The sequence below is a fragment of the Acidisphaera sp. S103 genome, assembly GCF_009765975.1.
Lineage (GTDB): Bacteria > Pseudomonadota > Alphaproteobacteria > Acetobacterales > Acetobacteraceae > Rhodopila.
The window spans coordinates 117,169-118,049 of the sequence record NZ_LMUJ01000088.1 but is presented as its reverse complement, the minus strand read 5'-3'; the positions used below and the strand labels follow the sequence as shown (position 1 = coordinate 118,049).

Genomic DNA, 881 nt, shown 5'->3' with positions numbered 1-881 from the left:
GGATTAACGGTCGCGATCCCCGCCAATATGGGTTAGACTTCGGGCTGTGGACACGTTCCGTCGTGGCCAGCCTGATCGAACGGAAATTTGCTTTGCGTCTTGGGCTGACGGCGGTGGGCGAATTGCTCGCCAAACTCGGTCTGACCCCGCAAAAGCCGTTGCAGCGGGCCTATCAGCGTGATCCGCAAGCGATTGAGAGATGGCAGCGTGAAACGTTTCCCGCCATCGCGCGCCAGGCCCGCGCCTCTGGCGGCGAGGTCTATTTCTGGGACGAATCGGGGTTTCGTGCCGATACCGTTCATGGCAAGACGTGGGGTGTGAAGGGACACACACCGGTTGTCGAGCGTCCTGGTCAGCGGCAATCGATTAGCGCGGCGTCGGCGGTGAATGCGAAGGGCGGCTTTTGGTATTGCACCTATCAAGGTGGCCTCAACGCTGAGTTGTTTGTTGATTTGCTGCGGCGGATGATGAGCCGCCGTACGAAACCCGTGCATTTGGTGGTGGACGGTCTGCCCGCGCACAAGACGAAACAGGTGAAGGACTATGTTGCGTCGACCAACGGGATGCTGACGCTGCATTTTCTTCCCGGCTATGCGCCCGAGCTGAACCCCGACGAGTTGGTTTGGAGCCATGTGAAGCGCACTGGTGTCGCCAGAACGCCTCTCCACAAAGGCGAAACGCTCGGCGACAAAATCGGAGTCCAACTTGCCGCCCTCAAGAAGGCACCCAGGCTGATCCGATCATTCTTCCGGACACCAAGTGTCGCCTATATTACCGACTGGTGAGTAAGATATCTTGATTTCGTAGATCATCTGCGAGTCAGGCTTGAGCAAGTCGCGCTGTGGACGTATGTCACCAAGTTAGGAATAAACATGCAAGAG

At 57.5% G+C, this 881-nt stretch carries 1 protein-coding gene; it reads left to right on the top strand.

The window, feature by feature from the left end; genetic code table 11:
- Nucleotides 1-785, top strand: a 785-nt coding sequence (locus tag GSQ89_RS29490) for an IS630 family transposase (protein WP_158931687.1), incomplete at its 5' end; no start/stop codon positions are given.
- Nucleotides 786-881 lie beyond the last annotated feature (96 nt).